Annotated in this window: 21 protein-coding genes and 1 pseudogene; 11 read left to right on the top strand and 11 right to left on the bottom strand. The window is 61.7% G+C overall.

All coding sequences use genetic code 11. From position 1 onward, the window contains the following. Positions 1-96: 96 nt before the first annotated feature. Positions 97-789 carry an NUDIX hydrolase gene (locus ACP7B3_RS04110; protein WP_426178022.1) on the bottom strand — a complete coding sequence of 231 codons (693 nt, stop codon included), beginning with the start codon at positions 787-789 and terminating at the stop codon, positions 97-99. Between the two features lie 146 nt (positions 790-935). Between ACP7B3_RS04110 and ACP7B3_RS04105 the strand changes: the two genes are divergently transcribed. The 3 genes from ACP7B3_RS04105 (at position 936) to nadE (ending at position 3,726) form a co-directional block, all read left to right on the top strand. Next, positions 936-1,583: a nicotinamidase gene (locus tag ACP7B3_RS04105; RefSeq protein WP_426178020.1), complete on the top strand. Its 648-nt coding sequence runs from the start codon at positions 936-938 to the stop codon at positions 1,581-1,583. An 11-nt stretch (positions 1,584-1,594) separates the two neighbouring features. Beyond that, positions 1,595-2,833 carry a nicotinate phosphoribosyltransferase gene (pncB, locus tag ACP7B3_RS04100; protein ID WP_145166105.1) on the top strand — a complete coding sequence of 413 codons (1,239 nt, stop codon included), beginning with the start codon at positions 1,595-1,597 and terminating at the stop codon, positions 2,831-2,833. A 77-nt stretch (positions 2,834-2,910) separates the two neighbouring features. Further along, complete coding sequence (gene nadE / locus ACP7B3_RS04095; protein WP_426178018.1) at positions 2,911-3,726, top strand: ammonia-dependent NAD(+) synthetase; 816 nt, start codon at positions 2,911-2,913, stop codon at positions 3,724-3,726. Positions 3,727-3,745: 19 nt separating this feature from the next. On the opposite strand, the gene ACP7B3_RS04090 is transcribed toward nadE, so the two are convergent. Then, on the bottom strand, positions 3,746-4,234 hold the full coding sequence (locus ACP7B3_RS04090) for an Hcp family type VI secretion system effector (protein ID WP_426178016.1): 489 nt from the start codon (positions 4,232-4,234) through the stop codon (positions 3,746-3,748). A 176-nt stretch (positions 4,235-4,410) separates the two neighbouring features. Here ACP7B3_RS04090 and ACP7B3_RS04085 point away from each other — a divergent pair. Then, a pseudogene (locus ACP7B3_RS04085) lies at positions 4,411-4,779 on the top strand (NAD synthetase); the annotation flags it as partial. Positions 4,780-4,871: 92 nt separating this feature from the next. After that, complete coding sequence (locus tag ACP7B3_RS04080) at positions 4,872-5,357, top strand: hypothetical protein (protein ID WP_426178014.1); 486 nt, start codon at positions 4,872-4,874, stop codon at positions 5,355-5,357. A 45-nt stretch (positions 5,358-5,402) separates the two neighbouring features. On the opposite strand, the gene ACP7B3_RS04075 is transcribed toward ACP7B3_RS04080, so the two are convergent. The 7 genes from ACP7B3_RS04075 to ACP7B3_RS04045 are packed head-to-tail and all read right to left on the bottom strand — an operon-like array spanning position 5,403 to position 11,842. Further along, positions 5,403-6,434, bottom strand: coding sequence for an ABC transporter substrate-binding protein (locus ACP7B3_RS04075; RefSeq protein WP_119736011.1), 1,032 nt, complete (start codon positions 6,432-6,434; stop codon positions 5,403-5,405). A gap of 14 nt (positions 6,435-6,448) precedes the next feature. Next, positions 6,449-7,546, bottom strand: coding sequence for an NAD(P)/FAD-dependent oxidoreductase (locus ACP7B3_RS04070; RefSeq protein WP_426178012.1), 1,098 nt, complete (start codon positions 7,544-7,546; stop codon positions 6,449-6,451). Further along, positions 7,543-8,886, bottom strand: coding sequence for an FAD-dependent oxidoreductase (locus ACP7B3_RS04065; protein WP_426178009.1), 1,344 nt, complete (start codon positions 8,884-8,886; stop codon positions 7,543-7,545). Before ACP7B3_RS04065 ends, ACP7B3_RS04070 begins: the two co-directional genes overlap by 4 nt. Beyond that, a complete protein-coding gene (locus ACP7B3_RS04060; RefSeq protein ID WP_145166111.1) occupies positions 8,883-9,173 on the bottom strand; it encodes a (2Fe-2S)-binding protein in 291 nt (96 codons plus the stop codon). Before ACP7B3_RS04060 ends, ACP7B3_RS04065 begins: the two co-directional genes overlap by 4 nt. Then, positions 9,173-9,967, bottom strand: coding sequence for an ABC transporter permease (locus ACP7B3_RS04055; protein WP_065932095.1), 795 nt, complete (start codon positions 9,965-9,967; stop codon positions 9,173-9,175). Before ACP7B3_RS04055 ends, ACP7B3_RS04060 begins: the two co-directional genes overlap by 1 nt. A gap of 4 nt (positions 9,968-9,971) precedes the next feature. Next, the gene (locus tag ACP7B3_RS04050) at positions 9,972-10,817 is read right to left on the bottom strand and encodes an ABC transporter permease (protein WP_159957352.1); all 846 of its coding nucleotides are present in this window, start codon (positions 10,815-10,817) and stop codon (positions 9,972-9,974) included. After that, positions 10,814-11,842 carry an ABC transporter ATP-binding protein gene (locus tag ACP7B3_RS04045; protein ID WP_426178006.1) on the bottom strand — a complete coding sequence of 343 codons (1,029 nt, stop codon included), beginning with the start codon at positions 11,840-11,842 and terminating at the stop codon, positions 10,814-10,816. Before ACP7B3_RS04045 ends, ACP7B3_RS04050 begins: the two co-directional genes overlap by 4 nt. Before the next feature lie 241 nt (positions 11,843-12,083). Here ACP7B3_RS04045 and ACP7B3_RS04040 point away from each other — a divergent pair, with 241 nt between their 5' ends. Then, on the top strand, positions 12,084-12,914 hold the full coding sequence (locus ACP7B3_RS04040) for an IclR family transcriptional regulator (RefSeq protein WP_426178004.1): 831 nt from the start codon (positions 12,084-12,086) through the stop codon (positions 12,912-12,914). Between the two features lie 742 nt (positions 12,915-13,656). On the opposite strand, the gene ACP7B3_RS04035 is transcribed toward ACP7B3_RS04040, so the two are convergent. Further along, positions 13,657-14,322 (bottom strand): response regulator, encoded by a 666-nt coding sequence (locus ACP7B3_RS04035; protein ID WP_426178002.1) that lies wholly within the window; start codon positions 14,320-14,322, stop codon positions 13,657-13,659. Beyond that, on the bottom strand, positions 14,297-17,668 hold the full coding sequence (locus tag ACP7B3_RS04030) for an ATP-binding protein (RefSeq protein WP_426178000.1): 3,372 nt from the start codon (positions 17,666-17,668) through the stop codon (positions 14,297-14,299). Before ACP7B3_RS04030 ends, ACP7B3_RS04035 begins: the two co-directional genes overlap by 26 nt. A 351-nt stretch (positions 17,669-18,019) precedes the next feature. Between ACP7B3_RS04030 and urtA the strand changes: the two genes are divergently transcribed. From urtA to urtE, 5 genes are all read left to right on the top strand, one after another. Beyond that, positions 18,020-19,228: an urea ABC transporter substrate-binding protein gene (urtA, locus tag ACP7B3_RS04025; protein ID WP_369303273.1), complete on the top strand. Its 1,209-nt coding sequence runs from the start codon at positions 18,020-18,022 to the stop codon at positions 19,226-19,228. A gap of 166 nt (positions 19,229-19,394) precedes the next feature. Next, positions 19,395-20,312 carry an urea ABC transporter permease subunit UrtB gene (gene urtB / locus ACP7B3_RS04020; protein WP_177410123.1) on the top strand — a complete coding sequence of 306 codons (918 nt, stop codon included), beginning with the start codon at positions 19,395-19,397 and terminating at the stop codon, positions 20,310-20,312. 10 nt (positions 20,313-20,322) lie between these two features. Then, positions 20,323-21,486, top strand: a complete 1,164-nt coding sequence (urtC, locus tag ACP7B3_RS04015) for an urea ABC transporter permease subunit UrtC (protein ID WP_426177997.1) — start codon at positions 20,323-20,325, stop codon at positions 21,484-21,486. Beyond that, the gene (gene urtD / locus ACP7B3_RS04010) at positions 21,483-22,241 is read left to right on the top strand and encodes an urea ABC transporter ATP-binding protein UrtD (protein WP_242198409.1); all 759 of its coding nucleotides are present in this window, start codon (positions 21,483-21,485) and stop codon (positions 22,239-22,241) included. The genes urtC and urtD overlap by 4 nt, the downstream gene beginning before the upstream one ends. A 10-nt stretch (positions 22,242-22,251) precedes the next feature. Further along, complete coding sequence (urtE, locus tag ACP7B3_RS04005) at positions 22,252-22,941, top strand: urea ABC transporter ATP-binding subunit UrtE (RefSeq protein ID WP_145165737.1); 690 nt, start codon at positions 22,252-22,254, stop codon at positions 22,939-22,941. Positions 22,942-23,046 lie beyond the last annotated feature (105 nt).

Below are 23,046 nucleotides of genomic sequence, written 5' to 3'. Positions count from 1 at the left end.
AAAGCAGTGTGTCAGTCGCCGGATGTACTGGCTGACCCACCGCATTCGCGAGCAAGCCCGCTCCCACATGGGATCTTCATTGTTGGTAAATACCGGTCACTCAGCAAAACTGCGATCAAAAAAATACACTTCCCCAGGCTTCAGGTTCTCCACCGTCGCCTGGGGCCGGCCGCCTTCGCCATTCTTCTTGCGCCCCGTCTCACGCAAATACCCCGCCTCAGTCAGCTTCAACAAACGCTGGCGGATACTGGTCTTCAACACCGGCCGCGCCAGCACCAGCGAAAAGATCGTGGTCGCTTGAGGCGCGCTGAATTCGTTGCCCAAAAACATCAACGGCAAGTTGCTGTACAGCGACTTGGAAAACAGCCGCTCCTGCACGGCGGCGACGATCAGGTTGTGATCGAAGGGCAGTTTGATACTGCCATCGGCCACTGCATTCAGCGAAAACCAGGCCTGATGCTCACCCAACGCCACGTCATCGGCCACGATCGCCAGGTAGTAGGTGGACGACGACCAGCAGCGCGGGTCGCGAAACGCATCGCCCACCGTGCCGACCTGCTCACTCCAGGCCAAATCAAAACCGACCTTGTCGCTCGCCCGCAAGCGCTCCACGGCATCCTTGAGGCTCAGATCTTGCACGCCGCCATTGACCACCACGCCCGGTAACGCCCAATGGCCGGCAAAGGGCTCGGCTTCGCGCTTGTTCAGCAGCAGCTTCAATTCTCCGGCGGCACGGCAATAGAACAACACGCACAGGTCGACGGTGTGGAGGTAGGCACTGAGTGGCATGGGAAATCCTTCTGAACAGCGGTGGGGCACAGTCTAACGGATCGAACAGCTATGTCATGTACTTGCTCCAGCATAGATAACTAAATGTTTCTTGCAATGAAAGTACATGACGTGTACTTTTGTTTCCAGGCCACCGGAGAATCACTATGACCCTCGTGAAAACTGCCATTGCTTCATTCGACGTCGACGCCCAGAAGAGCTTCACGCCGCTGTGCCCCAACGAATTGCCGGTGGTTGGCGGAGACCAGATCGGTGCCGAACTCAACTACATGGCCAGCCTTGCCGGCCACCGTGTCGGCAGCAAAGACGCGCACACCCCGCACGCCCCGTGGGTGGTCACGCAGCACAGTGAGATGCTGCAACCCACCGGCCTGGCCCACGCCGACGTCACCTGGGTCAGCCACTGCGTGCCGGGCACCGAGGGTTTTACGCTGCTGGACGAACTGCCCACGCCGTATGACTACGACTACTTCATCTGGAAAGGCGTCGAACCCGACCTGCACCCCTACGGTGCCTGCTACCACGACCTGCACGACAAACTGTCCACTGGCGTCATCGAGTATTTGAAAGCCCAAGGCGTGCGCCGCGTGATCGTCGGTGGCCTGGCTCTGGACTACTGCGTCAAGACCACCGCGCTGCAACTGCTCAAGGCCGGGCTGGAGGTGGTCCTGCACTTGCCGGCCTGCCGAGGTATCAGCCAGGAGGGCGGCGTTCAGGCGGTGAATGAGTTGCTCAAGGCCGGTGCTGTCATCAGCAGCACCCGCGAAGAACTGGCCGCGATGGCCACGCGCTAAGGAGAAACACCATGGAAAGTGCCTACGACTACGAATCCCCGGTCATCCAGGGCTTGCTCGACACCGACTACTACACCTTCACCATGATGCAGGCCGTGCTGCACCAGCACCCGAATGTCGACGTGGAGTACAACTTCATCGTCCGTTCCAAAGAAAAACTCGGCCACCTGATCCCGCAATTGCGCGACGAGCTGGAGAAACTCGCCGGCCTGCAGATGCGCGAAGGCGAACTGCGCTTTTTGTTCAACCCACGCTTTCGCGAATACCTGACCCCGGACTACGAGCGCTTCCTGGGCCTGTTCCGCTTCAACCTGCGCTACATCCACGTCAGCGAAGTCGACGGCCAACTGAACATCCGCGTGGTCGGGCCGATGCTGCACTGCATCATGTTCGAACAGCCGGTGCTGGCGTTGGTCAGTGAGCTGCGCAACCGCGACAAATACCCCGACGTGAGCCTGGAAGATGTCACCCGCAAGCTCTACCAGAAGTTCGACTGGCTGGAGAAAAACCTCAGCCGTGAAGAGCTGGCCGACCTGCGCGTCTCGGACTTTTCCACACGCCGGCGCCTGTCGTTCAAGGCCCAGCGCGAAGTGGTGGACATCATGCGCCGCGACTTCCCCGGGCAGTTCATCGGCACCAGCAACGCGCACCTGGCCTACGAATTCGACTTGCCGCTGATCGGCACCATGGCCCACCAATGGCTGATGGTGCACCAGCAACTGGGGCGCCTGCGCGAGAGCCAGAACGCCGCATTGGAAAACTGGGTGCGCGAATACCGCGGCCGCCTCGGCATCGCCTTGACCGACTGCATCAGCACCGATTTTTTCCTCAAGGATTTCGACCTGTACTTCGCCAAGCTCTACGACGGCCTGCGTCAGGACTCGGGTGACCCTATCGCCTGGGCCGACAAAGTCCTGGCCCGCTACAAACAGCTGGGCATCGACCCGATGACCAAGGACCTGATGTTCTCCGACGGCCTGAATTTCGAAAAATGCCTGCCGATCCTGCGGCACATCCGTGGCAAGGCCAAGTTCGGTTTCGGCATGGGCACCAGCCTGGCCTGCGACGTGGAGGGTGTGGAACCGCTGAGCATCGTGATGAAGCTGGTGCGCGTACACGGCGAGCCGGTGGTGAAGTTTTCCGATGACCCGATCAAGAACGTCTGTGAAGACGCCTCGTTTTTGCAGTACGCGGCAAAAGTGTTTTCGGTGGGAGGGGGCTTGCTTCCGAAAGCGGTTGATCAGCACTGACGGTGTTGACTGACACGCCGTCTTCGCGGGCAAGCCCGCCCCCACAGGTCAATCCAAGTCATAGAGAGAGGTGTGATATGCAAACCCAGGCACGTATCGCCCAGGAACTGAACATCAACCGCGCGCTGGTCAAGGGCGGCGAACCGCAGGAGATTCAGCGGCGCATCAATTTCATCAAAAGCACCTTGCGTAGCTCCGGCTGCCAGGCGCTGGTGTTGGGCATCAGCGGCGGTGTCGATTCCCTGACGGCGGGGCGCTTGTGCCAATTGGCGGTGGAGCAGTTACGCAGCGAAGACTACGCTGCGCGCTTTATCGCCATGCGCCTGCCGTACAAAACCCAGGCCGATGAAAGCGATGCTCAGGCCTCCCTGGATTTCATCAAGCCGGACCACATCGACACCTTGAATATCGCCGCCAGCGTCGACGGCCTGATGGCCAGCCTGACCGCGACTGAAGCCAGCGCGGCGCATGTCGACTTCATCAAGGGCAACGTCAAGGCCCGCACGCGGATGATCGCGCAATACGCCGTGGCCAACCTGCACAACGGCCTGGTGGTCGGTACCGACCATGGTGCCGAAGCGTTGATGGGGTTCTTCACCAAATTCGGCGACGGCGCCTGCGACCTCGCGCCACTGTCGGGCCTGACCAAGACCCAGGTGCGTCTGCTGGCCAACGCCCTCGGCGCGCCGGGCAACCTGGTGCACAAATTACCGACCGCCGACCTCGAAGAATTGGCGCCGGGCAAGGCGGATGAGCAGGCCTACGGCTGCACTTATGAAGAAATCGACGCCTACCTGATGGGCGAGCCGGTGAGTGAGCGGGTGCGCGCGATTGTTGAAGGGGCCTACCGCAAGACAGCGCACAAACGTGCGCTGCCCGTGATCCCCGACTAAGTCGGGGATTACTCGTTATCTAGATTTTGATATTTTCGCGAATGTTCCAGCCGAACCGGACAGGTCCACCCTCCTTGCCGCCATCGGCGTTCTGCGGCTGGTAACTGACTTCAACCTTGGCAAAGTTAAGGCTGATTTCCTCTGTCAGTACATCATTGGTTGCTGCTGCGCGCGTCTCATAGGAGGCCACCATGACGTCCCTCAAGGTGATCACCAGATACTCCACATTGCTGGCGCCTCCCGCTTTGCGCACCACAATTCGGGCTCCCGGATAGTGCTTGCCCGTTGCGCAGGCCATCATCAGATTCGGCGTGGATTTATCCAGGGGCTTTTCGATAGCGATATTGCCCATATCAACCTTGCCGGCTCCGCCGCCAGTTCCGCTGTGCATCGACCCTGCTTGCGTGATCCTCCAACCCCAGCGCGATATATCGATTTCATCACGATGCGCCTGGTCGTTGGACTCGCCCTTGATATCGCCAAGCTTTAAAAACATATCCGTTGCCATGCTCGCCCCATGTCTGATCATTCGCCGGAACTGGCGCGGGCGTACTTTTCCGATTCCTACGATTGTCCACAAGGCTCCAAGGTGACAACAGGAAGCGGCCTTCTGGAAAAAGGAAACTTTCCGACATTCTTGGCAGATACGCTCTGCGCTCTTGCGAAATCAGGAGCAAAAACGGAATGGCTTCCAGTGTATTCAAGGACGGTTTCCCCAGCGCCCACCGCACCACCCGTGAGCGGGTAGAAAGCAGCATGGACCTGCGTCGGCTGTTTGCCGCCATTGATGCCGACCCGGCGATTGCCGGGGCAGGGGTGGTGTATCTCGATTCACAGTTGTGGCCGGTGACGTTGCGTGAGTTTCAGCCGATTTGCAGTGTGCTGCCCAAGCGCGTGATTTTGCGCGAGATGCCGGCGTCGATGGCACGCTTAGATTTTGTGCGGCGGTTGGAGCATGAGCCGCGGGAGTCGCAGCTGGTATTTGAAGCGATCAATGCATCCTTGTCTTGCGGTGCTGCAGTGTTGGGCTGGCTTGTTGTACTGAGTGGCTCAGTGGGCAGTGCGTTGGGGCTGATTGGGAGCTATCGAAATGGCCATGGCAGCACGACGACCATTGCTGTGGGCTTATACGAAGAAGTTGCAGAATGAGTGAGTCAGTTGCCGGTTTTCTCATCCGTTACTTTCCAGTGTTCATGGGCACAATATTCATGGGCCTCTTCGCAGGCGCTATGGTCACTGTCCTGGTGGACACAATCTATTTGCGTAGCCTGGAGCCATCGCTGCAAGCTGAAGTGTCTGGTTGGAGTCTACTGTCGATGACTGTTTTTTTAGTGTTTGCCAACTTCATGATTGCGAGAGGTCGCAAATGGGCCGCTAGCGTGTTGATGGGCTATTTCGCGTTCTCCCTGATGCTGGTGCTACCAATGATTCAATACCGTCCGCACACCGTGGCGTTTTCTCTGGGGGTCGCGTTTCCGCTTTTCGGGTTGCTGCTGCTCAATACGCACCGCCATCGAGAGATGCGGCAAAAGCTTTTTGAAATCCACATCCAACGGAATGCGGCGAGAGCGATCTACGAAACATACTCAAATCAGCTCAAGGCCAAGGCACGCGGGGCCAGGGCTAAGTGACGTTAGCTCCCACACAAATGCGTGGGAGCAATCCGCTATTTCAGGTTAGCGCTCAATCGAGCGACTCCACCGCGCATTCCACTCCGGCCGCGCCTGGTTCACCTGGTCCCAATCAATCGAAATCGCCGTCTGCAAGTAACCCTGCATGGCCTCCACCCGCGCGCGGGTTTTATCGGTGGTCGGCGTGGTTGGGTTCGACGGAATCTGGTCACCTTCCTCCAACGCCGGTGCCTGGGCTTGCGCGGTCAGCAAGAAGGCTGCGAGTTTCTGCGCCAGCTCCGGCTGGTCGTTACGCGCGATCACGCACTCGGCCACGTTCAACACCACCGCGCCTTCCTTGGGTTGCGCGTATTCCATCGGGATGCCGAGCAATTTCTGCGTGGTGACCTGGGTTGGGGTCAAGGGGAAAATCGCAGCCTCGTCGGTTTGCACCATCTCGGAGATCTTCGCCGAGCTGGCGATGTATTCCAGCACGTTGGGGCCGATGGTTTTTGGCCAGGCCTTGAAGCCCGGTTCCACATCTGTTTCGGAGCCGCCCTGGATGCGGTTGAACATCAGGAAACCGTGCAGGCCGAAGGTGGAGGAGGCCAGGGACTGGAACACCACCTTGTCTTTGAAGCGCGGGTCGGCCAGGTCCATCCACGAGGTGGGCGCGGCCCAGCCTTTTTCCTTGAACATCTTGGCGTTATAGCCAAGGCCCGTCACGCCCAGGGTCACGGCCACGGCTTCGTCCTTGATTTTGGCCTTGGCCGGGATCTGGTCCAGAGGCGCGCTCGGTGCGAGTTTGTCGCACAGGCCCATGGAGATGGCGCGGTACATGATGCCGTCATCGAGGAACATCACGTGCATTTGCGGGTTGTCTTTGTTGGCCTGGACCTTGGCAAGGATGTCCGACGAGGTGCCGGGCACGATCACCACCTTGACGTTGTTGGCCTTTTCGAACGCGGGCAGCACCTTGTCGGCGTACACCCGTTCCATGGTGCCGCCGTTCATGCCCAGGTACAGCGTGGGCGCGGCATGCGCGGTGGAGGCGAGCAACGCGAGGGACAAGCAGGACAGCGCGATACGTGTGTGCATGGGTGTTTTTCCTCTCAGGCTTGGAAACGACGGATGGAAAACGCTTCGATGGGCTGCCGGCTGGCCCCGCTGCAGACGATCTCTGCCAGGGCTTCACCGACCGCAGGGCCGAGCTGGAACCCGGCGCCGGCAAAGCCGAAACCGTGGAGCAGGCCAGGTTGGGTGCTGCTGGGGCCGATCACCGGTTCGTGATCGGGTAAGTAACCTTCGGTGCCGCTCCAGGTACGTATCGCCTGGGCACCTTTGAGAAACGGGTACAGTTCGCCTGCGTTGCGCAAAATCTCCAGCACCGCCGCCTGCCCCGGACGCGCCGTCAGCGGGCCGAGGGCAAAGCCCCGGCCGCCGCCAAGAATGCAATTGCCACGGGCGACCTGGCGCGCATAAATGCCGCCGCCTTCAACGCCGGTACTCACGTTCATCACCACCGGCAACGGTTCGGTGACCAGCATCGCCGGGTGCGCCGACGTCATCGGCACCGGTTCGCCGAATTGCGCGGCGACGGCCCCGGCCCAAGCGCCGGCGCAGTTGAGCAGCCACGGTGCTTGCAGGTGCAGACCGTTGGCACAGTGCACCTGGAACTGCTGGCCAGCGTGTTCGATGCGCATCACTTCGGCCTGCTCGTATACCTCAGCACCCTGGCGCTGCGCGGCGCTGGCAAACGCGGGCGAAACCAGGCGCGGGTTGGCGTGCCCGTCTTCAGGGCACAGCGAAGCGCCGACCGCGATATCGCCGACCCAAGGGAACCGCGCGCGCAGTTCAGCGTGATCCAACACCTGCAAACCCAATCCAAAGCCACGAGTTTGCTCGGCGTAGGCCTGCAGCGCGTCGAGGTCCGCATGACTGCGCGCCAACTTCAAATGCCCGGAGCGCACGTACTCGCCGTCGATGCCGATCAGCCCCGGCAAGTCGGCCCACAACTGATGGGCGCGCTGCGACAGCGGCAACTGATGCAACGGCCGCCCCTGACGGCGCACGCCACCGTAGTTCACACCGCTGGAATGCGAGCCGCAAAAATCGCGCTCTACCAACGCCACGCGCTGACCTTTTTGCGCCAGCATCAAGGCCGCCGAAGCACCGACGATACCGCCGCCCAACACGATCACGTCGATCATGGCTGCACCTCGACGCCAAACGGCAGCGGCTTGATCGGCGCCTGGCCGCGCAGGCGGCCGACGTGTTCAATCCCGCGACCACTGCGCTCGGCGACAATTTCCGCGGCTGCCAGCCCGCACATGCGGCCCTGGCAGCGGCCCATGCCGACGCGGCAATGCGCCTTGACCCGATTGATTTCCCAGTGGCCTTCATCCACCACCGCGCGCACTTCGCCGACGCTGACTTCTTCGCAGCGGCACAGCATCAGTTCATCCGGCGCCTGCGCGGCCCAGTGTTCGGGGAAGGGGAATGCGGTTTCCAGGCCGTGGCGAAAGCGCTGGATGCTCGCCAGTTGCTGTTCCAGGACGGCCGTGCGGCGAGGGTCGACGGCAATGCCTGAGTCTTCCAGCACCGCCAGCGCCGCGCGCTCGCCGGCCATGTGCGCCGCGTCGGCGCCTATGATCCCGGCGCCATCGCCTGCCAGGTACACGCCGTGCACACTGCTGCGCCCGGCGCGGTCGCGCGCGGGCAACCAGGCGCGGTTCAAGCTGTTCCAGGCAAACTCGCAGCCGAGCAAATCCGCCAGCTGTGTCTCGCTGCGCAAGGCATGGGCGAAGGCCACGGCATCGCAGTCCAGCGTGTGCTCGCCCCAACGAATACCGTTGACCCGTTGTTCGCCGTCGATCTGCGTGAGCGTCGCGCCCTGGTGTACGGGAATGCCATGCGCCGTGAGCCAGGCGCGGTAATACACACCCTTGGCCAGCGTCGCCGGTTGCCTGAGCAATGCAGGCAAGGCGCGGCATTGCGCGCTGAACGGCGCGCTGTCGAGCACCGCCACCACCTTGGCCCCAGCCTTGGCGTATTGATAAGCCACCAGATACAGCAACGGCCCGCTGCCGCAAAACGCCACGCGCTCACCGATGGCGCAGCCTTGATACTTCAAGGCGATCTGCGCCGCGCCCAGGCTGTAGACGCCGGGCAAGGTCCAGCCGGGCACCGGCAGAATGCGGTCGGTGGCGCCGGTGGCGACGATGAGCTGCGCGTACTCGATGCTCTCGGCGTGGCCGCGATTCAACAGGTCCAGGCGACGGTCCTCGGCGTTCCACACCAGGGTTTCCGGCCGATAGTCGACCAAAGGCGCCAGCTCATCCATGGTGCGGTGCACGGCCTCGGCCTTGCTGGCTTCAAACCCGTAAAGCTGCTTGGCCGAGCGCTGAAAGTTGGCCGGTTGGCGCCGGTAAATCTGCCCGCCGCCGCGCAGGCTTTCATCCACCAGGCACGGCGTGACGCCGTGGTCGAGCAGGGTGCGCGCCGCACTGATGCCGGCCGGGCCTGCGCCCACAATCACTGTTGGCTTCATGCTTGGCGCCCCGGGTCACGGCTGATCGCCTGGCCTTCTTCCAATAACGTCGCACAGGCGCGTACGCGGCGCCCATCTGCCAGGCGCACCCAGCAATCCTGGCAGGCGCCCATCAGGCAGAACCCGGCCCGGCGTTCGGCGCTGAAATCGCTGCCGCGCAGGTGCTCGGCACAGGTCAGCACGGCGGTCAGTAACGTGTCGCCGAGCAAGCCCGTAGCGGGTTGCCCATCCAGGGTGAAGGCCACAGCCGGGCGCTGGGTTTCGGCCAATCGTTTGAACAACGCCATCAATGTTTCCCCACCAGCACGCGGTCCAGGCCGTAGACCCGGTCGAGCAGAATCATGGTTGCTGCGGTCAGTGCAATCACCAGCGCCGACACCGCCGCCATCATCGGGTCGATGGACTCGGTGGCGTACACGTACATGCGCACCGGCAGGGTTTGCGTGGCCGGCGAGCTGACGAAGATCGACAGGGTCACCTCATCGAAACTGTTGATGAACGCCAACAACCAGCCGCCGGCCACACCGGGCAGAATCATCGGCAAGGTGATCTGGCGAAACAGCGTAAAGCGGCCGGCCCCCAGCGACTCCGCCGCCTGTTCGGCGCTGCGGTCAATGCCGATTGCCGCCGCCAGCACCAGGCGCAGCACGTACGGGGTGATGATCACCACGTGGGCGAGCATCAGCCAGGTGAAGCTGCCATTTACGCCCATCAGCGCGAACAAACGCAGCATCGCCACGCCCAGCACCAGGTGCGGGATGATGATTGGCGAGAGGAACAACGCACTGAAAAAGTTGCGCCCCGGGAACTGATAACGGCTGATCGCCAAGGCCGCCGGCACCGCGATCAGCGTGGCCAAGGTGGCGGCGGTAAACGCCAGGATCAGGCTGTTATAGAACGCCTGGATAAAGTCGGCACGCTCGAACACTGCGCGAAACCAGCGCAGGGAGAAGCCCGATGTGGGCAGGCTCAAGGTGTTTTCCGGGGTGAAGGCCACCAGGCACACCACCACCAGCGGCGCCATCATGAACAGCACCACCAGGCCGTGAAAGCCGAGGGCCAAAGGACCGTTTCTGGACATGCGCTTAAACCCCCAGGGACTTTTTGTAGCGGCTTTCAACCATGCGGTTCCAGCTCAGCATGATCAGCAGGTTGACCAACAGCAGCACCACCGCGATGGTCGCGCCCATGGGCCAGTTGAGTTCCGAGAGGTACTGGTCGTACACCACCGTGGCGACCATTTTCAGGCGGCGCCCGCCGAGCAGGCCGGGGATCGCAAACGAGCTGGCCGCCAGCCCGAACACAATCAACGTGCCCGACAGCACGCCGGGCATGACCTGCGGCAACACGATCTTGCGCATCACCGTGGCCTGGCTGGCGCCGAGTGACAGCGCCGCCTGTTCTGCCGACGGGTCGAGTTTTTGCAGCGAGGTCCACACCGGAATGATCATGAACGGCAGCATCACGTGCACCAGTGCGATGATCACCGCAAACGGCGTATACAGCAGCTTTACCGGACGCCCGCCGAGGGCCTGGATCACCTGGTTGACCAGCCCGTCGGCGCCGAGCAACAGGCTCCAGCCGAAGGCGCGCACCACCACCGAAATCAGTAGCGGCGTGAGGATCAGGATCAGGAAGATCGAGCGCCACGGTGTACCCATGCGGCTCAAAATGTAAGCCTCGGGCACGCCGATCACGACGCACAGCAAGGTCACCAGCGCGCTGATCCAGAAGGTGCGCCAGAAGATTTCATAGAAGTACGCATCACTGAACAGCGACAGGTAATGGGCGAAGGTCCACTCATCCGCCTTCACGCCCACCTGGTAGTCGAACACGTTGAACGACAGCACCAGCGTCATGATCAGCGGCAAAATCAACAGCCCGGTGAACAGCGCCAGGGCCGGCAACGACAACAGATAACCGCGACTCATGCGTGCACCTCATCTGCCGCCAACACGCGCAGCAAGCCGGCGTGCCAGTCCAGGCCGACGGCCGCGCCGCAACCGAGCGGCGCGCTGCCATCGTTGCTGCGCACCACGGTAATGTCGCCAAGCGAGGTATGGACGCGGTACAGCCACTGGCTGCCGAAGAAGTAGCTGTCGAGCACCTTGCCTTGCACGCGCCCGCTGCCTGCGGCCACCAAGGTGATTTTTTCCGGGCGCAGGCTCAGGGTCAGCTCGCCGTCGCCGCTGGCGTGGCGCACTTGTGGGATGCCAAGTTCGTCGTAGTCGCCCGGCAGCAGGTTGGCCTTGCCGACGAAGTCCGAGATGAAGCGCGTGCGCGGGTGTTCGTAGAGCGTGTACGGTGCGTCGATCTGCGTGACGCGTCCGGCCTGCATCACCACCACGCGGTCGCTGATCGACAGTGCTTCGGCCTGGTCGTGGGTGACCATCAAAGTGGTGATGCCCACCGCGCACTGGATGCGGCGGATTTCAAACTGCATCTCTTCGCGCAGGTTGGCGTCGAGGTTGGACAACGGTTCATCGAGCAGCAGCACCGGCGGCTCGATCACCAGCGCGCGGGCCAGCGCTACACGCTGGCGCTGGCCGCCGGAGAGTTCACGCGGGTAGCGCTCGGCGTGCGGCGCCAGGCGCACCAGTTCCAGCACGGTTTTGACCTGGCTGGCGATTTCGGCGGCCGGCACTTTGCGCATCTTCAAGCCGAAGGCGACGTTGTCGCGCACGGTCATGTGCGGGAACAGCGCGTAGCTCTGGAACACCACGCCCAGGCCACGGCTGGCAGGTTTGGCGTGGGTGATGTCGCGGCCATCGAGCAGGATCTGCCCGCCGCTCACGTCGACGAAGCCGGCGATCATTTGCAGGGTGGTGGTTTTGCCGCAGCCCGAGGGACCGAGCAGGGAAACGAACTCGCCTTTTTCTACCGCAAGGTCAGTGGCGACCACCGCATCGACGGCGCCGTAGCGTTTGCTCAAGGCGTTGAGTTGGAGAAAAGCCATGTCTGCGTTCCACCTTTTTGAGTCGCGTCGAAACGCGCTTTTTTGTTTTGGGCAGATGCGAAAAGAGTGCTGCGGGTGCGGTGGCGCTCGATCTCGAGTCGGCTGCCGTTTGTTGTTCATTTCGCCCCTGTGGACGCAGATTAGGACGAAGACTAGGATGGGCGTAAGATAGAATTTCACTCAACGAACTATTATTTTCCAATTTATTCATTCAGCAGAATTTACGCCGAGATTATGTGATATGGATTCCACTGATCGGAATGGCAGCGACAAAGAAGTGGGTTCGGGCAGCGTGTCGCGGGTGTTCGCGCTGTTGCGTGCTTTGGGCGAGGTGCCCGAAGGCGGCGAACGCGTGACGCAACTGGCGCAGCAGGTGGGGCTGTCGCAGCCCACCACCCACCGCCTGTTGCGCAGCTTGATGGACGAGGGGATGGTCGAGCAGGACGCGCGCAGCAAGCGCTATCGCCTGAGCCTGGAGTTCTTCGCGCTGGCGGCGAACGCGGGCAAGACCGGCAACCTGCGCGACCTGGTGCGGCCGAGCATGTTGCGCTTGAGTGCGTCGTTGGGTGATTCGTTGTTTTTGCTGGCACGCAGTGGTTTTGATGCGATCTGCCTGGACCGCAGCGAGGGGCCGTACCCGATCCGCACCTTTACCGGGGATATTGGCGGGCGTGTGGCGTTGGGTGTGGGGCAGGGCAGTTTGGCGATTCTGGCGTTCTTGCCGGAGGAGGAGCGTGAGACGGTGATTCGCTACAACTTGCCTCGGCTCAAGGATTTTCACCTGTATGACGAGGTGCTGCTGCGGTCGGAAGTGGAAAATGTGCGCAGCCTGGGGTATGCCGCGCGCAACACCGGAGTGCTGGAAGGCATGGCGGGGTTGGCGGTGCCGATTTTGAATCGGGAGGGGGTTGCGGTGGCGGCGTTGAGTGTGGCGACTATCAGTGATCGATTGGGGCCGAGCCGGTTGCCGATGGTGGTGGAGTTGCTCAAGCGTGAGGCGGCGGCGATCGGGCCGAGGATCAATCCGTTTGATCCGACGTTGCGTCGGCCTTCGCAGGCTTTTGGTGGGTAGCTTGTGTGCTGTTGCGCTATGGCCGTCTTTGGACGGGCGCTTCTGTTGGTAGATTTGAGTACATATCCGTTGCTGCGGTAACGGCGGCTGGCGGTTCCGCTCTTACAGCGGGTCACTTTTGGCAAACGCCCCAAAAGTAACCAAAAGGTCTTTGCCCCACCACTCGGTGCCTCGCTTAGGCTCGGCATGCCCTCACTCCGGCTTGAATCCGTGGGCCGCCGCGACGGGCCATCCATGGCCCAACGCGGCTAACCCGGCGTCCTGCCGGGTTACCCACGGATTCAAGCCTGCGTTCGGCCAGCGTGGTTGACGGGGCCTGTCAGATCAAAAGCAAGATCAAGAGCACGGCGGCCTGAAAGCCGACCTGAGTGGTAGAAGCAAAAGCGGATCAAAAACACAGCAACACACCTCTATCTGATGCACTGAGCTCCAAATGTGGGAGCTGGCTTGCCTGCGATTCAGGCACCTCGGTGTGTCAGGCATAACCAGTTGATGCCTTCGCGGGCAAGCCCGCTCCCACAAGTTGACCGCGTTCAGCCGCCAGCACCGCGCCGCTTTGCTTTTCTGTGGGAGCTGGCTTGCCTGCGATGCAGGCACCTCGGTGTGTCAGGCATAACCAGTCGATGCCATCGCAGGCAAGCCAGCTCCCACATTGACCGAGTACAGCCTGAGGTTTCAGGGCAATGCAGATCTGCACAGTCTCTACTTGATGTATTGAGACCCATACAAGCACCACACACATTCAGATCGCGGCCAGTGCAACTGAGGTCGCGGCTGTTCGAGTCTCCACGCCGAGCTTCACATACACATGCTCCAGATGCTTGTTTACCGTCCTGGGGCTCAGCCCCAGAATGTCGCCGATGTCCCGATTGGTTTTCCCACACGCCACCCAACGCAGCACTTCCACCTCACGCTCGGTCAGTTGAAACCGCGCGGATAACAGTCGTTGCGCCGGGGCGTCCTCCAGGGTCAGCACGCTCGGCTGCGTGGCGGCACGCGCCGAGAGCAGGATTCGTGAGGTGCGTAAATGCGCTGCCACCCGCGCCAACACCTCATCCGTCTGGATCGGCTTGGTCACGTAGTCGCTGCCACCCACCTCAAAACCCTGCACCACGTGCTTGCTGTCGGTCAGCCCGGTCATGAACACCACCGGGATGTCCGCACTGGCCGGTTGCGCCTTGAGCCGGCGACAGGTTTCGAAACCGTCCAGCCCCGGCATCATTGCGTCCAGCAGAATCAGGTCCGGGCGCAGGCGTTGCACGCGGTTCAACGCGCTGAGGCCGTCCAGCGCCACCAGCACCATGTAGCCCGCGTCATCAAGGGCGTCGGACAGCATGGCGAGGTTGTCCGGGGTGTCATCGACGATCAGCACCACGCCAGGTTCAGTGCTGCGGGTGAGCGCATTCATCTTCGGCCTCCTTTAAGGTTCGGTTGAGTTCATCCAGGCGGAAACCCTTGAGCAGCCCGCGCACTTTGGTGATAAAAGGCGCGGCGTCCGGGCGATGTTCCAGGATGGTGTCGAGTTTTTCATGCAAGCCGCGCACGTAGCCGATGGCGCTGAGTTCGGCGAGGGCGGCGAGGTCTTCGGGGCAGGGCAATACGCTGGGCGGTGCAGGCGGCGTGGACGTTCGGGTGCGCCGCAACCACTGCAGATCCAGGTGCTGTTGCAGGCGCCCGAGCAGTTCCGGGGTGCGCACCGGTTTGGCCAGGTAGTCGTTGCAGGCGGCGGCGATGCTGCGTTCACGGTCGTCGGTAAAGGCGTTGGCCGAGATCACGATGATCGGCGCGCTGGACAGCGCATTGCGGCGGATCAGGCGGCTGGTTTCCCAGCCATCCAGGGTCGGCATCGACAGGTCCATCAGGATCAGGTCCGGCGCCAGCAGCGCCACCTGGCGGATCGCGTCCTGGCCATTGCTGGCCTGGATCACCTCAAACCCCAGCGGTGTGAGCATGCCACTGAGCACCTTGCGATGGTCCACATGGTCGTCCACCACCAGGATGCGTCGGCGCACACCGTGATAACCGATGATGTCGTGCTCCACGTGCACCACCGCCTGCGGCGCGCGCACCTGGGAGAGGAACAGCCGCACCTGGAAACACGTGCCCTTGTCCAGCTCACTGGTGACGCGCAACTCGCCGCCCATCAGCGAGGTGAGCATGCGCGTGATGGTCAGCCCCAGGCCCACGCCCTTGTCCTGGCGCATCAGATCGCCGCGCTCGAACGGCTGGAATATCCGCTCGATTTGCCCAGGGTCAATGCCGATGCCGGTGTCGATGATTTCAAAATTGGCGGTTTCGCGCATGTAGCTGACCCGCAGGCGCACCTCGCCGCTGTCGGTGAAATTCACCGCGTTGCCGAGCAGGTTGATCAGGATCTGACGCACGCGCTTTTCATCGCCACGCACCACGGCCGGGATCTTGCCCACGCAGTCCAGGCGAAAGCGCAGGCCCTTGTCCTGGGCTTGTGGGGTGAACATCTGTTCCAGGTCGTGGAGCAACTCGGGGAAGGGGATTTCCGTGAGTTCCAGGCGCAGTTTGCCCGCCTCGATCTTGGCCACGTCGAGCAGGCCATCGATCAGCGACAGCAGGTGCGAGCCGCTGCGCAGGATGGTCGCCAGCGCGTCCTGATGCTGCTCGGGCATGGCGTTGTCGCGCTGCAGGATCTGGGTAAAACCAAGGATGCTGTTCAGCGGCGTGCGCAGCTCGTGAGACAGTCCGGTGACGTAACGGCTTTTGGCGGCGTTCGCGGCTTCGGAGGCCTCTTTGGCTTGTTGCAGGGCTTGGTCGGTGAGGCTGTGGGCGTCGATTTCCTGCATTAAAAGCAGGGTCTGGCGGTCGGATTCTTCCTGGGCGACGCGGCGGCTTTCGCGGGTCAGCACCACCCACCACGCGAGCACGGCGGCCAGCACCGACAGGGTCAGGAAAGCCTTGAAGAACGCCTGATACAAGGTCTCGGAATGCGGCAACCCTTGGGCGGCCTGCACGTAAATCAACGCCAGCGCGCCTGCGAGCAGCAGCACCAGCACCAATAACAATCCCAGGTAATGCGCCAGCCGCGTATGCAGGCGCGGCATCAGGGTGGTGGGCAGCAGCCAGCGCAATACGCCTTCGAACTGCGTGACCAGGCGCGCATGGTCACCGCAACGCGCATCCAGCGAGCAGCACAGCGAACAGATGGGCGTGCTGTAGGCCGGACAAAACGCCATGTCGGCGGTTTCGAACGGGTTGCTGCACAGCCCGCACACCGTATGGGTGGCGGGGGCCACCGGGTGAATCAGGGTCACGTCGCTGGTACGCGCGATGTAGTACTTGCCTTGGGTCAGCCAGGCCAACAGTGGCGCCATGATCAGCGCTGTGCCCAGCGCGACAAAGGGCGGCGCGGCCTGGGCCAGGGCACCGAACAGGCCGAAGTGGGCGAGGATCGACAGCAACGAGGCAATCAGCATCGAGCCGACGCCCACCGGGTTGATGTCGTAAAGGTGCGCGCGCTTGAACTCGATGTGTCTGGGCGACAGGCCCAGCGGCTTGTTGATCACCAGGTCGGCCACCAGCGTGCCGATCCAGGCAATCGCGATATTCGCGTAGAGCCCCAGCACCTGGTCGATCACATCAAATACGCCCAGCTCCATCAACATCAGCGCGATGGCCACGTTGAACACCAGCCACACCACGCGGCCGGGGTGGCTGTGGGTCACGCGGGCAAAGAAGTTCGACCAGGCCAGGGAGCCGGCGTAGGCGTTGGTCAGGTTGATTTTCATCTGTGAGATGAACACGAACAGCACCATCGCGCCGAGCGCCCATTCCGGCGAGCTGAACACATAGCGGAATGCAACGAGGTACATCTGCGTGGGCTCGGCGGCGCGCTCCATGGGGATTTCATGTTGCAGGGCGAGAAACGCCAGAAACGCCCCGGCGAACATTTTCAACGCGCCGGGGATGATCCAGCCGGGCCCCGCGCAGAGCAGGGCGGCCCACCAGCGTTTGCGGTTGGCGGCGGTCTTTTCCGGCAGGAAGCGCAGGTAGTCGACCTGTTCGCCGATCTGCGTGACCAGCGACAGCGCCACGGTGCAGGCGGCGCAGAACGACAGCAAATTAAACCCGCCGCCGTCGCCACTGCGTCCGACAAAGCTGGTCCAGTCGCTGAAGACGTCGGGGTTTTTCCACCAGACAAAGCCGTAGGGCAGCACCAGCAACAGCAGCCAGAGCGGTTGCGTCCACAATTGCAGGCGGCTGATCAGGGTCACGCCGTAGGCCACCAGCGGAATCACCAGCAATGAGCAGATCACATAGGCGATGGCCAGCGGAATGTGGAAATACAGCTCCAGGGCCAAGGCCATGATTGCCGCTTCCAGCGCGAAGAACAGGAACGTGAAGCTGGCATAAATCAACGAGGTGATGGTCGAGCCGATGTAGCCAAAGCCGGCGCCGCGGGTCAGCAGGTCCATGTCCACGCCATAACGGGCGGCGTAATAACTGATGGGCAGGCCGGTGAGGAAAATCACCAGGCTGATCGCCAGGATCGCCCAGAACGTGTTGGTGAAGCCGTAGCTCAAGGCGAGCACGCCGCCGATGGCTTCCAGCGCCAAAAAGGACACGGCGCCCAGGGCGGTGTTGGCGATGCGCAGTTCCGACCATTTGCGAAAGGATTTGGGCGTGTAGCGCAGGGCGTAGTCTTCCATGGTCTCGTCGGCGACCCAGGTGTTGTAGTCGCGGCGAATCTTGACGATGCGCTGGGTGCCGGATGTGGGGTGCACGGTGGAGGACTCCGCAGAAGGGCGAGATTGAATGAGCAACTTCCATGCCCTGACAGGTGCCGCAGGTCCAAATGCGGGAGCGGGCTTGCTGTGGCGAGCGGGCTTGCCCCGCGTTGGGCTGCGTAGCCGCCCTGAAACCAGACAACACTATTTAATTTACCTGGAAAAATGCGCTGTTCTTAACAGGGCCGCTTCGCAGCCCAACGCGGGGCAAGCCCGCTCGCCACAACTTGCCCTGAAACAGTGCGCAACGGCATACGTCAAATGACGTACACCGTTACGTCAGGCTGCGTATACCCGCGATGGCTCGCTGCCGCCATGCTGAACCCCTCATTGCAGAGGAGTCGCCCCATGGCACCACGATTGATCCGCTCCACACCGTTGTTGGCCTTGTCCTTACTGGCGGCCGCTCTGTTCAGCCAGGGCGTGCTGGCCGATAACGAAGGCCTGGCCGTGACCCCTACCGAAGTCACCGTCGGCCAGTTGCACTCGGCCACCGGCACCATGGCGATTTCCGAGACCGGCTCGATCCAGGCTGAGCGCCTGGCCATCGAACAGATCAACGCTTCGGGCGGGATCCTGGGACGCCAGATCAAAGTGATCCAGGAAGACGGCGCCTCCGACTGGCCGACCTTTGCCGAAAAAGCCAAGAAGCTGCTGGTCAACGACAAGGTCGCCGCCGTGTTCGGCTGCTGGACGTCGGCTTCACGCAAAGCCGTGCTGCCGATCTTCGAGAAAGAAAACGGCTTGCTCTACTACCCGACCTTCTATGAAGGCCTGGAACAGTCGAAAAACGTCATCTACACCGGCCAGGAGGCTACCCAGCAAATCCTCGCCAGCCTCGACTGGATCGCCAAGACCAAGGGCGCCAAGACCTTCTACCTGGTCGGCTCGGACTACATCTGGCCACGCACCTCAATGAAGATCGCGCGCAAGCACATTGAAAACGTGCTGCACGGCACCGTGGTTGGCGAAGACTACTACCCGCTGGGCAACACTCAGTTCGGCTCGTTGATCAACAAGGTCAAGCTGAAGAAGCCGGACGTGGTGTTTGCGGCCGTGGTCGGCGGCTCCAACGTGGCGTTCTACAAGCAACTCAATGCGGCGGGTGTGAATTCGTCCAAACAAACCCTGCTGACCTTGTCGGTCACCGAAGACGAGCTGCTCGGCATCGGCGGCGAAAACATGGCCGGTTTCTACGCCTCGATGAAGTACTTCCAGAGCCTGGACAACCCGAACAACAAAGCCTTCGTCGAAGCCTTCAAGGCCAAGTACGGCAAGGACGCGGTGATCGGCGATGTGACCCAGGCGGCGTACCTCGGCCCTTGGTTGTGGAAAGCGGCGGTGGAGAAAGCCGGCAGTTTCGACGTGGATAAAGTCGTGGCGGCAAGCCCTGGCATCGAGCTGAAAAACGCGCCGGAAGGCTACGTGAAGATCCACGAGAACCATCACCTGTGGAGCAAGTCGCGCATCGGCGAAGTGCAGCCCAACGGGCAGTTCAAGGTGATCTACGAGTCGGATCTGATCGAGCCGAACCCGTTTCCAAAGGGTTACCAATAACCCCCAGGCACACGGAGTTTCAAACTGTGGGAGGCGGCTTGCCCCCGATAGCCGTGGGTCAGTCACAGCTTTATAAGCTGACCCACCCTCATCGCGGCAAGCCCCTTCCCACATAAGGCAAAACGGCACAAGCCTGCATTTCATCTCTCTGTAGGAGACCATCATCATGGAATGGCTATCGGAATTTGGAGCCATCGCGGCGATGCAGGGGTTCAACGGTTTGTCCGTGTTCTGCGTGCTGTTGCTGATGGCATTGGGGCTGGCGATCATCTTTGGCCAGATGGGCGTGATCAACATGGCCCACGGCGAGTTCCTGACCATCGGTGCCTACACCACCTACGTGTGTTCCAGCCTTACCGCGCACTTTGCGCCAAGCTTTCAACCCTATTACTTCTTCGTTGCCATTGCCCTGTCATTCCTCGTTGCCGGTGCCATTGGCTGGCTGGTGGAGTGGGCGATGATCAGCCGTTTGTACAAGCGTCCGTTGGACACCTTGCTCGCCACCTGGGGGTTGTCCCTGGTGATGCAGCAAACCTTTCGCTCGGTGTTCGGGGCACGTGAAGTCAGCGCCGAACCGCCGGCTTGGCTGATGGGCTCGGTGAACTTCACCGATGCCATCGAGATCCCGCGCAACGGCCTGTTCATGATGGGCCTGACCCTGCTGCTGACCGCCGCGATCTTCCTGATGCTGTACCGCTCGCGCTGGGGCCTGCAGGTGCGCGCCACGGTGCAGAACCGCCTGATGAGCCGCGCGGTGGGCATCAATACGCGCAAGGTCGACCGCATGACCTTCGCCCTCGGCTGCGGCGTGGCCGGTGTCGCGGGCGCGGCGTTTACCACCATTGGCTCCACCGGGCCGACGGCGGGTTCGCAGTACATCGTCGATACCTTCCTGGTGGTGGTATTCGGCGGCGCGCAGAGCCTGTTCGGCACCATCGCCTCGGCGTTCGTGATCGCCCAGACCCAATCGCTGTCGGAGTTTTTCCTCAGTGGCTCGATGGCCAAGGTACTCACGTTGTCCTCGGTCATTCTGATCCTGATGCTGCGCCCGCAAGGGTTGTTCTCCATCAAAGTGCGCAAGTAGAGGCGAGCAGATGAAGGCTTTAGACAAGCTGCTGGGCGGCCAGCAAAACCTGATCGGTATCGTGTTGTTGGCGTTGCTGGTACTGGTGGTATTTCCCCTGACCCTGGACGCGTTCCGCCTGAACATGGTCGGCAAATACCTGACCTACGCGTTCGTCGCCGTGGGCCTGGTGCTGTGCTGGGGCTATGGCGGCATTCTCAGCCTGGGGCAGGGCGTGTTCTTCGGCGTCGGCGGTTACTGCATGGCGATGTTCCTCAAGCTGGAAGCCTCCGACCCCGAGAGCACCAAGATCCAATCCACACCGGGCATCCCGGACTTCATGGACTGGAACCAGATCACCGAATTGCCCTGGCTGTGGCAGCCGTTTCACAGTTTCAGCTTCACGCTGGTAGCGGTGATTGCGGTGCCGGTGCTGCTGGCGTTCATCATCGGTATGGCGCTGTTCAAGCGGCGCGTGGGCGATGTGTATTTCTCCATCGTCACCCAGGCGATTGCGCTGATCCTTACCGTGCTGATCGTCGGCCAGCAAGGGCTGACCGGTGGCGTCAACGGCATCACCGACCTCAAGACCCTGCTGGGCTGGGACCTGCGCACCGACAGCGCGAAAATGATCCTGTACTTCATCAACGCCGGCTTGCTGTTCGGCTGCATCTTTATCGGCCGTTTTATTCTCGCGTCCAAGCTGGGCCGGCTGCTGATGGCGATGCGCGACAAAGAAGAGCGCGTGCGGTTTTCCGGCTACGACGTGGCCAGTTTCAAGATCTTTGTGTTCTGCGTAGCCGCCGCGTTTTCGGCGATTGGCGGGGCGATGTTTGCCTTGCAGGTGGGCTTTATGTCGCCGTCGTTCGTGGGCATCGTGCCGTCAATCGAGATGGTGATTTTCGCCGCGGTGGGCGGGCGCATGTCACTGCTCGGCGCGGTGTATGGCGCGCTGCTGGTGAACTACGGCAAGACCTACTTTTCCGAGTCCTTTCCTGAATTATGGCTGTACCTGATGGGCGGGCTGTTTATTGCCGTGGTCATGTATTTCCCCAATGGCCTGGCCGGGTTGTGGGACAGCCACGGTCGCCAGGCATTGGCCAGACTGCTGCGGCGCAAACCCGTGGCGGCGCCCCCGGTGAGTCCGGCGGTTAAACCCAAGGCTAAAAGCAACATCCTGGAGACCCAGCCATGAGCGCCGTCGGCTTTGAAATGAAAAAACCGGTGTTGGCCATTGAAGGCCTCACCGTGTCGTTCGACGGCTTCAAGGCGGTCGACAACCTCAACCTGTACATCGACCGCAATGAAGTGCGCGTGGTGATCGGTCCCAATGGCGCCGGCAAGACCACGGTGCTCGACCTGATCTGCGGCAAAACCCGCGCTACCAGCGGCAGCATCCAGTTCGACGGCCAGGAACTGACCAAGATGCGCGAGTACAACATCGTGCGCGCCGGCGTGGGGCGCAAGTTCCAGAACCCGTCGATCTACGAAAACCTCACGGTGTTTGAAAACCTCGAGATGTCTTATCCCGCCGGGCGCAAGGTGTGGGGCGCGCTGTTTTTCAAGCGCAGCGCTCAGGTGGTTGCGCGGGTGGAAGAGGTGGCGCGGGAAATCTTCCTGGGTGATTTGCTGCAACAGCAGGCCGACCTGCTGTCCCACGGGCAAAAGCAGTGGCTGGAAATCGGCATGCTGCTGATGCAGGACCCGGAGTTGCTGATGCTCGACGAGCCGGTGGCAGGCATGAGCGTGAATGAGCGCGCGCAAACCGCCGAATTGCTCAACCGCATCAGCCAGGGCCGCTCGGTGCTGGTGATCGAGCACGACATGGAGTTCGTCAAAAGCATCGCGCATAAAGTCACGGTGCTGCACCAGGGCAAGGTGCTGGCCGAGGGCAGCATGGAGTCGGTGCAAAGCAACCCGAAAGTCATTGAAGTGTATTTGGGCCACTGAGGAATCCGGCATGTTCAAGATCGACCAGTTGTCCTGTGGTTACGGGCAGAGCCAGATCCTGCACGATCTGCAACTGAACGTGGCCAAGCGCGAGATCGTCGCGGTGATGGGCCGCAATGGCATGGGCAAGACCACGCTGTTCAAGAGCCTGATGGGCATTCTGCCGCAGTGGCAAGGCCAGGTCAGTGTGGACGGGCACGATGTGTCGGCGCTGGAAACCCATGAGCGGGTGGCGCGCGGGATTGCCTATGTGCCCCAGGGCCGCATGATTTTCCCGAGCATGACGGTGCTGGAAAATATCCAGACCGGGTTACCGGCGTCGGCCCGCGGCAAGGTGCCGGAGGATTTGTATGCGCTGTTTCCGGTGCTGCATGACATGCAGTCGCGCAAGGGCGGCAACCTGTCCGGCGGGCAGCAACAGCAACTGGCGATTGCCCGGGCGCTGGCGACCAACCCCAAGGTGTTGTTGCTCGACGAGCCGACGGAGGGCATCCAGCCGTCGATCATCAAGGACATTGCGCGCACGCTCAAAGAGATTCGCAACCTGCGCGATTTGACCATCGTGGTGTCCGAACAGGTGCTGTCGTTCACCCTGGAGATTGCCGACCGCTTTCTGGTGATCGAGAAGGGCCGCTTCGTGATCGAAGAGACCCGCGACCGCGTGGATGAAGCGACCATCAGCCGCTACCTGTCCGTCTAAAACAACACAGTTCTAATGTGGGAGCGGGCTTGCTCGCGAAAGCGGTGTACCAGTCGACTTATCTGTTAACTGACACACCGCTTTCGCGAGCAAGCCCGCTCCCAC

Source organism: Pseudomonas sp. TWRC1-2 (assembly GCF_049896685.1).
Taxonomy (GTDB): domain Bacteria; phylum Pseudomonadota; class Gammaproteobacteria; order Pseudomonadales; family Pseudomonadaceae; genus Aquipseudomonas.
This window is presented reverse-complemented; position numbering and strand designations above follow the sequence as displayed.

Bases quoted from the DNA above. Each gene is read 5' to 3' on its own strand.
- urtB (WP_177410123.1), top strand. From the start codon at position 19,395: ATGGAATGGCTATCGGAATTTGGAGCCATCGCGGCGATGCAGGGGTTC.
- ACP7B3_RS04035 (WP_426178002.1), bottom strand. From the start codon at position 14,322: ATGAATGCGCTCACCCGCAGCACTGAACCTGGCGTGGTGCTGATCGTC.
- ACP7B3_RS04045 (WP_426178006.1), bottom strand. From the start codon at position 11,842: ATGGCTTTTCTCCAACTCAACGCCTTGAGCAAACGCTACGGCGCCGTC.
- ACP7B3_RS04105 (WP_426178020.1), top strand. From the start codon at position 936: ATGACCCTCGTGAAAACTGCCATTGCTTCATTCGACGTCGACGCCCAG.
- urtC (WP_426177997.1), top strand. From the start codon at position 20,323: ATGAAGGCTTTAGACAAGCTGCTGGGCGGCCAGCAAAACCTGATCGGT.
- ACP7B3_RS04060 (WP_145166111.1), bottom strand. From the start codon at position 9,173: ATGGCGTTGTTCAAACGATTGGCCGAAACCCAGCGCCCGGCTGTGGCC.
- pncB (WP_145166105.1), top strand. From the start codon at position 1,595: ATGGAAAGTGCCTACGACTACGAATCCCCGGTCATCCAGGGCTTGCTC.
- ACP7B3_RS04075 (WP_119736011.1), bottom strand. From the start codon at position 6,434: ATGCACACACGTATCGCGCTGTCCTGCTTGTCCCTCGCGTTGCTCGCC.
- nadE (WP_426178018.1), top strand. From the start codon at position 2,911: ATGCAAACCCAGGCACGTATCGCCCAGGAACTGAACATCAACCGCGCG.
- ACP7B3_RS04040 (WP_426178004.1), top strand. From the start codon at position 12,084: ATGGATTCCACTGATCGGAATGGCAGCGACAAAGAAGTGGGTTCGGGC.
- ACP7B3_RS04050 (WP_159957352.1), bottom strand. From the start codon at position 10,817: ATGAGTCGCGGTTATCTGTTGTCGTTGCCGGCCCTGGCGCTGTTCACC.
- ACP7B3_RS04070 (WP_426178012.1), bottom strand. From the start codon at position 7,546: ATGATCGACGTGATCGTGTTGGGCGGCGGTATCGTCGGTGCTTCGGCG.
- ACP7B3_RS04090 (WP_426178016.1), bottom strand. From the start codon at position 4,234: ATGGCAACGGATATGTTTTTAAAGCTTGGCGATATCAAGGGCGAGTCC.
- ACP7B3_RS04065 (WP_426178009.1), bottom strand. From the start codon at position 8,886: ATGAAGCCAACAGTGATTGTGGGCGCAGGCCCGGCCGGCATCAGTGCG.
- ACP7B3_RS04110 (WP_426178022.1), bottom strand. From the start codon at position 789: ATGCCACTCAGTGCCTACCTCCACACCGTCGACCTGTGCGTGTTGTTC.
- urtD (WP_242198409.1), top strand. From the start codon at position 21,483: ATGAGCGCCGTCGGCTTTGAAATGAAAAAACCGGTGTTGGCCATTGAA.
- urtA (WP_369303273.1), top strand. From the start codon at position 18,020: ATGGCACCACGATTGATCCGCTCCACACCGTTGTTGGCCTTGTCCTTA.
- ACP7B3_RS04055 (WP_065932095.1), bottom strand. From the start codon at position 9,967: ATGTCCAGAAACGGTCCTTTGGCCCTCGGCTTTCACGGCCTGGTGGTG.
- urtE (WP_145165737.1), top strand. From the start codon at position 22,252: ATGTTCAAGATCGACCAGTTGTCCTGTGGTTACGGGCAGAGCCAGATC.
- ACP7B3_RS04080 (WP_426178014.1), top strand. From the start codon at position 4,872: ATGAGTGAGTCAGTTGCCGGTTTTCTCATCCGTTACTTTCCAGTGTTC.